Below are 6,132 nucleotides of genomic sequence, written 5' to 3'. Positions count from 1 at the left end.
GAACGATAGAAATCGCCAAGAAGTTCAAGCTGATAAGGACTAAAGGTCATGTCACTCTTTTTCATCTTTTATTCATTTTAGTTGATACTTATAGTAGTCAACCAAATCCAGGGTAAGACAACCCCTAGCTCATGAGGTGCTGATGAACACAAAAGAAATACCTTTTGTTTGGCATTTTAAAGAAGGTCCTTATGTATGCCAATATCGTAATTTATGGGATAAACTAATGGACTTATATACTTTGTCTGACGGTCAGATATACATTAATGAAGAATGTCAGGCTTGGTTTGAGCAATATATATCGTGCCCAAACAGGGAAACTTCTTTTATTTTGGATGGAGATTTACCTTCCGGTAAATATCTTAATAATAATTTCTGTTCAAAATTATCAAAGACCGACGGAGAAATACATATTTTAAACTCCGGACGTTTGGTCGGATTATCATTAAGAGATATTAATTATTTGTGTCAACAGAAAATACACATCCATTCTTATGGCTCAAACTCGCCACTTGTACACTGTGCTCAACAGGCAAATCCTACTTACTTCCATGTGCATGGTTATTGTTCTCCTAAAGATTGGGTTACAGAGTACTCACAGTATGATGCAGGATTATCACACTGTTTTCTAAGCAAAAATTATAATGAATTAGTGCGAACGTCGTGGGATGATCTAAATATTCCTGCCAAAATGAACACTTTTGCTATTGCCGGTCTACCTATGATTCAAAGAAACAACTCTGGGCATATTGTTGCAACACAGCGAATAGCCGATACTTTTGATTGTAACATATCATTTAGTACTCTTGAAGAACTAGTTGAAACATTAAGAAATACAAAAAGAATGGCAGAGTTAACTCATCATATAATGAAAGAACGCGAACTATTTGTTTTTGATACCTATGTTCCCGCATTGATGGATTTTTTTAAAGTTATAATAAAGATGAAAGAATTACATTAAATGTAGATAATTAAGAAAGATATTGTTCTCTAAATAGCTTATACAATTCATCTTTTTTTCTTGTTCTTTCATTATACATATAGTAATATGAGTTAATATCAAATCGTTCATTATAAGCCATATTATTACTCATGGCTCTCTTTATTTTACATTTTACAAATTCTTCTAAGGATTTTGTACAATAATGTTTGATATAAGCTGTGCCGTAGGATACATCTGCCTCGTCCATTCGCCAAAAGCTTCTCATATTTATGATTCTATTATCAGCATTATAATATGGGAGGTGATCAATCAATGTATGTGCATTGATCGTTTGAATCGTTTGAATTTCGACTTTTTTTAATAAGGATTTTACTGCACAATTGAATTTGTAATTCTTTGTTCCTGAATTTAAAGATAAAGGTCGAGGGAAACGATCCTGAACATTTCCATCCTCATAATATAGTTTATCATTATCCCCATAATGCAGATTATTAAAGGCTATTTTTGTAGCGTTTTCATCAAATCTAGCTAAGAATGTTTTTATATTTTCTTGATGTTTTAATTCCAAAAATTCGTCATCATCGACAAAAAGGACCCAATCAAAGTCATAAGAAGAAAAGAAATCCTTTCTGTGCCAAACATCATTAAAGACTTGCTTTCTATAATTAATAATTTTGACTTTATCTTTATTGATATAAGAGGCTAATATTTCCGATGGGATTATTGAGTCATCGTCATTATTATCGTATAAATATATTGCATTAAATCCTAAATTCAAATAATGCTCCACAAATTCAATCAGATATTCATTATCATTTTTTATAGGACATGAAACTACTATTTTTAAATCATCTACATGCATACTTTATCATATTTTATTAGTATTGAAGAGTGTCGTTTCAAAAGTACTATACTAATAAGATAATATGGTCCTATATTAACTATTGAATTGCAATTCGGTGTTTTTTTATATACAATTCGGTACATAATTAATATGATATAGTTTTTTTCATAGAAAATATGGGTACATGAAATGATCGGTATGGATAATAAAGAAGATCGGCTTGCACTGCGACGATTGTCGTGTAGCAAGCCGACCTTTATTTCATTTTATCTATATATATTATACGTTCTTTACCTTGATCAGATACTCAGCGATCTGTACAGCATTCAGTGCAGCACCTTTTTTGATCTGATCGCCAACGATCCAGAATGTCAGACCGTTTTCATTTGTAAGGTCCTTGCGGATACGTCCAACGTACACAGGGTCTTTGCCTGCAAGGAACAACGGCATCGGGTATTCCTTTTCGGCAGGATTGTCCTGAAGAACGAGACCCTCGCCTTTCGCAAATGCTTCACGGGCTTCTTCTACCGAGATCGGACGTTCTGTTTCCACCCAGATGCTTTCAGAGTGAGCACGAAGTGCGGGGACACGTACGCAGGTTGCACTGACTTTCACGTCAGAGTGCATGATCTTGCGTGTTTCGTTATACATCTTCATTTCTTCTTTGGTATAACCGTTTTCTGTGAACACGTCGATCTGCGGAATCAGGTTGAATGCCAGCTGATAAGCAAACTTTTCTACTGTCACAGGCTCGTTGGCCAATACCTGACGGTATTGTTCGTACAACTCGTCCATAGCGGCAGCACCGGCACCGCTGGCAGCCTGATAAGTAGATACGTGCACGGTTTTTATATGAGAAAGCTGTTCGATGGCTTTCAGTGCAACTACCATCTGGATAGTTGTACAGTTAGGATTGGCAATGACGCCACGCGGACGCTCCAACGCATCTGCGGCATTTACTTCGGGCACTACCAAAGGCACATCAGCGTCCATACGGAAAGCGCTGGAGTTGTCGATCATCACAGCACCGTACTTGGTGATTGTTTTCTCGAACTCCTTGGATGTTCCTGCACCGGCAGAAGTGAAAGCAATGTCTACTCCTTTAAAGTCATCGTTGTGTTGTAAGAGTTTGACCTCGATCTGTTTACCGCGGAAAGTATAGGTTGTTCCGGCACTGCGTTTAGAACCGAACAAAACTAACTCGTCCATCGGGAAGTTTCTCTCATCGAGCACGCGTAGGAATTCTTGTCCTACGGCTCCGCTTACGCCAACAATAGCTACTTTCATCTTTTTCTTTTGTTAAATGTGAATACTGATTTTATCCTCCTGCTCTGACGAATAGGAAAGATTTGGCTGCAAAATTATAACATTTTGCCATATAAACCGCATTTTTGTCGAAGAATTATTATTTGAATCTATCTACCTACGAATTGGAGGTATGCGAACTTTTTTGTTCCTTTGCATTGAAATCCTAAAACCACGGACCTATGAACCTGTTTGAATTCAATTTAGCGTTACCGATAACCGATCCGACTTGGGTGTTTTTTCTGGTGCTAATTATCATTCTCTTTGCTCCGATGATTCTGGGGCGCCTTCATATACCTCATATTATAGGTATGATTCTGGCCGGTGTGCTGATCGGCGAACACGGATTCCATGTGCTCGACCGTGACAGCAGCTTCGAGCTGTTTGGTAAAGTAGGACTTTACTATATCATGTTCCTTGCCGGACTCGAAATGGACATGGAGGACTTCAAGAAAAACCGGATGAAAAGCGTCGTCTTCGGCTTGCTTACCTTCCTGATTCCTATGGCGCTGGGTATATGGAGCAGTATGAGCATGCTGGGATACGGTTTCCTTACCGCAGTGCTGCTCGCCAGTATGTATGCTTCTCACACTTTGATTGCTTATCCTATTATCAGCCGTTACGGATTGTCCCGTCTGCGCAGTGTCAATATTACTATCGGTGGTACGGCCATTACGGTCACTCTTGCCCTTATCATCCTTGCCGTCATTGGCGGAATGTTTAAAGGCACTGTCGATGGTCTGTTCTGGGTGTTCCTCGTTGCGAAAGTAGCCTTCCTTGGTTTCCTTATCATCTTCTTTTTCCCCCGCATCGGCCGCTGGTTTTTCCGGAAGTATGACGACAGCGTGATGCAGTTCGTGTTCGTGCTGGCGATGGTCTTCCTCGGAGGCGGACTGATGGAGTTTGTAGGAATGGAAGGAATTTTGGGAGCTTTCCTTGCCGGATTGGTCCTGAACCGCTTGATTCCTCATGTCTCTCCGCTGATGAACCGTCTGGAATTTGTAGGAAATGCCTTGTTCATTCCTTACTTCCTGATCGGTGTCGGTATGATTATCGATGTCAGAAGCCTGTTTACGGGTGGTGAAGCATTGAAAGTGGCGGTAGTCATGACGGTGGTAGCTACTTTCAGCAAATGGCTTGCCGCATGGATCACGCAGAAGATTTACCGTATGCAGCCCAATGAACGCAGCATGATCTTTGGACTCAGTAATGCACAAGCGGCGGCTACGCTGGCAGCAGTGCTGATCGGGCATGAAATTATCATGGAAAACGGAGAGCGTCTGCTCAATGATGACGTACTGAACGGTACGGTCGTGATGATCCTTTTCACCTGTGTCATCAGTTCGCTGGTAACGGAACGTTCCGCCCGCCGGTTTGCACTGAACGAAGATGCGCAGCCCGAAGATAAGGGAGCGAAGAAAGCGATGGAGCAGATTCTGATTCCGGTAGCCAATCCGGAAACGATTGAGAACCTGGTGAATCTCGCCCTGGTGATCAAGGATGCCAAGCAGAAGAATGGCATGATTGCCCTGAATGTGATTAATGACAATAACAGCTCGGAGAATAAGGAACTGCAAGGCAAGCGGAATCTCGAAAAAGCCGCCATGATTGCCGCCGCCGCCGATGTGCCGGTGACGATGGTAAGCCGCTACGATCTGAACATTGCTTCGGGAATTATACATACGATTAAGGAATACGAGGCTACGGATGTAGTGATCGGTCTGCACCGCAAGGCGAATATCGTCGATTCTTTCTTTGGCCACCTGGCCGAAAGCCTGCTGAAAGGTACTCACCGCGAAGTGATGATAGCCAAATTCCTGATGCCGGTCAATACGCTCCGCCGCATCATCATCGCCGTTCCGCCCAAAGCCGAATTTGAAACCGGTTTTTCCAAATGGGTAGAGCATTTCTGTCGGATGGGAAGCATTCTCGGCTGCCGCGTGCATTTCTTTGCCAATGAACGTACACTGATGCGTCTGCAACAACTGGTGAAGAAGAAATTCAGCGGTACCCCGACCGAATTTTCTCTGCTCGAAGAGTGGGGCGACCTTCTGCTGCTGACCGGACAGGTGAACTACGATCATTTATTCGTTGTCATCTCTGCCCGTCGGGGCTCTATCTCGTATGATCCGTCCTTTGAACGTCTGCCGGCACAGCTGAGCAAGTATTTCTCCAACAACAGTCTGATTATCCTGTACCCCGACCAGTTCGGCGATCCGCAGGAGATTGTGTCTTTCTCCGACCCGCGTGGTTACAACGAATCGCAGCATTATGAAAAGGTGGGCAAATGGTTTTATAAATGGTTTAAGAAAAGCTGATGGAAGAAAATAACTGGCAACAACGGACAGAACTCCTGTTGGGAGAAGAGAAAATGAAGCGCATCCGTGCTTCGCATGTATTGGTTGTCGGGCTGGGAGGCGTGGGGGCGTATGCTGCCGAAATGCTTTGCCGGGCTGGGGTAGGCAGGATGACGATTGTAGACGCGGATACCGTGCAGCCTATCAATATGAACCGTCAGCTTCCTGCCATGCACTCCACCCTGGGGATGCCGAAAGCGGAAGTGTTGGCGGCACGCTACAAAGACATCAATCCGGATATTGAACTGACCGTTTTACCCGTCTATCTGAAAGACGAGAACATCCCCGAACTGTTGGACTCTGCTAAGTTTGACTTCATAGTGGATGCCATCGATACGATCAGCCCCAAATGCTTTCTGATTTATGAAGCGATGAAGCGTCATATAAAGATTGTTTCCAGCATGGGCGCAGGCGCGAAGAGCGATATTACGCAGATTTGCTTTGCCGATCTTTGGGATACCTATCACTGCGGACTCAGCAAAGCGGTGCGGAAGCGTTTGCAGAAAATGGGAGTAAAGCGTAAACTTCCCGTCGTATTCAGTACCGAACAGGCGGACCCGAAAGCGGTATTGCTCACGGATGACGAACGGAATAAGAAATCGACCTGCGGAACGGTCAGCTATATGCCGGCAGTCTTCGGCTGCTATCTGGCGGAATATGTCATTAAACGAATCTAAGAAGCT

Annotated in this window: 5 protein-coding genes; 3 read left to right on the top strand and 2 right to left on the bottom strand. The window is 42.9% G+C overall.

Annotated features, from left to right (window positions below; translation table 11 throughout):
• Positions 1-142 precede the first annotated feature (142 nt).
• The gene (locus tag NBH01_RS25395) at positions 143-961 is read left to right on the top strand and encodes a hypothetical protein (RefSeq protein WP_250700354.1); all 819 of its coding nucleotides are present in this window, start codon (positions 143-145) and stop codon (positions 959-961) included.
• 10 nt (positions 962-971) lie between these two features.
• Here NBH01_RS25395 and NBH01_RS25390 read toward each other — a convergent pair whose 3' ends face one another.
• Positions 972-1,805 (bottom strand): glycosyltransferase family 2 protein, encoded by an 834-nt coding sequence (locus NBH01_RS25390; RefSeq protein WP_008767058.1) that lies wholly within the window; start codon positions 1,803-1,805, stop codon positions 972-974.
• A gap of 261 nt (positions 1,806-2,066) precedes the next feature.
• Positions 2,067-3,074 (bottom strand): aspartate-semialdehyde dehydrogenase, encoded by a 1,008-nt coding sequence (locus NBH01_RS25385; protein ID WP_008762581.1) that lies wholly within the window; start codon positions 3,072-3,074, stop codon positions 2,067-2,069.
• A gap of 200 nt (positions 3,075-3,274) precedes the next feature.
• Here NBH01_RS25385 and NBH01_RS25380 point away from each other — a divergent pair, with 200 nt between their 5' ends.
• Positions 3,275-5,410, top strand: coding sequence for a cation:proton antiporter domain-containing protein (locus NBH01_RS25380; protein WP_117978368.1), 2,136 nt, complete (start codon positions 3,275-3,277; stop codon positions 5,408-5,410).
• Positions 5,410-6,126 carry a tRNA threonylcarbamoyladenosine dehydratase gene (locus NBH01_RS25375; protein ID WP_234140580.1) on the top strand — a complete coding sequence of 239 codons (717 nt, stop codon included), beginning with the start codon at positions 5,410-5,412 and terminating at the stop codon, positions 6,124-6,126. Before NBH01_RS25380 ends, NBH01_RS25375 begins: the two co-directional genes overlap by 1 nt.
• Positions 6,127-6,132 lie beyond the last annotated feature (6 nt).

Source organism: Bacteroides sp. B1-V-101 (assembly GCF_023656585.1).
Taxonomy (GTDB): domain Bacteria; phylum Bacteroidota; class Bacteroidia; order Bacteroidales; family Bacteroidaceae; genus Bacteroides; species Bacteroides thetaiotaomicron.
The sequence above is the reverse complement of the archived record's forward strand: the minus strand, read 5'-3'. Positions and strand labels throughout refer to the sequence as shown.

Coding starts and splice junctions, on each gene's coding strand:
- NBH01_RS25395 (WP_250700354.1), top strand. CDS start 143: ATGAACACAAAAGAAATACCTTTTGTTTGGCATTTTAAAGAAGGTCCT.
- NBH01_RS25390 (WP_008767058.1), bottom strand. CDS start 1,805: ATGCATGTAGATGATTTAAAAATAGTAGTTTCATGTCCTATAAAAAAT.
- NBH01_RS25385 (WP_008762581.1), bottom strand. CDS start 3,074: ATGAAAGTAGCTATTGTTGGCGTAAGCGGAGCCGTAGGACAAGAATTC.
- NBH01_RS25380 (WP_117978368.1), top strand. CDS start 3,275: ATGAACCTGTTTGAATTCAATTTAGCGTTACCGATAACCGATCCGACT.
- NBH01_RS25375 (WP_234140580.1), top strand. CDS start 5,410: ATGGAAGAAAATAACTGGCAACAACGGACAGAACTCCTGTTGGGAGAA.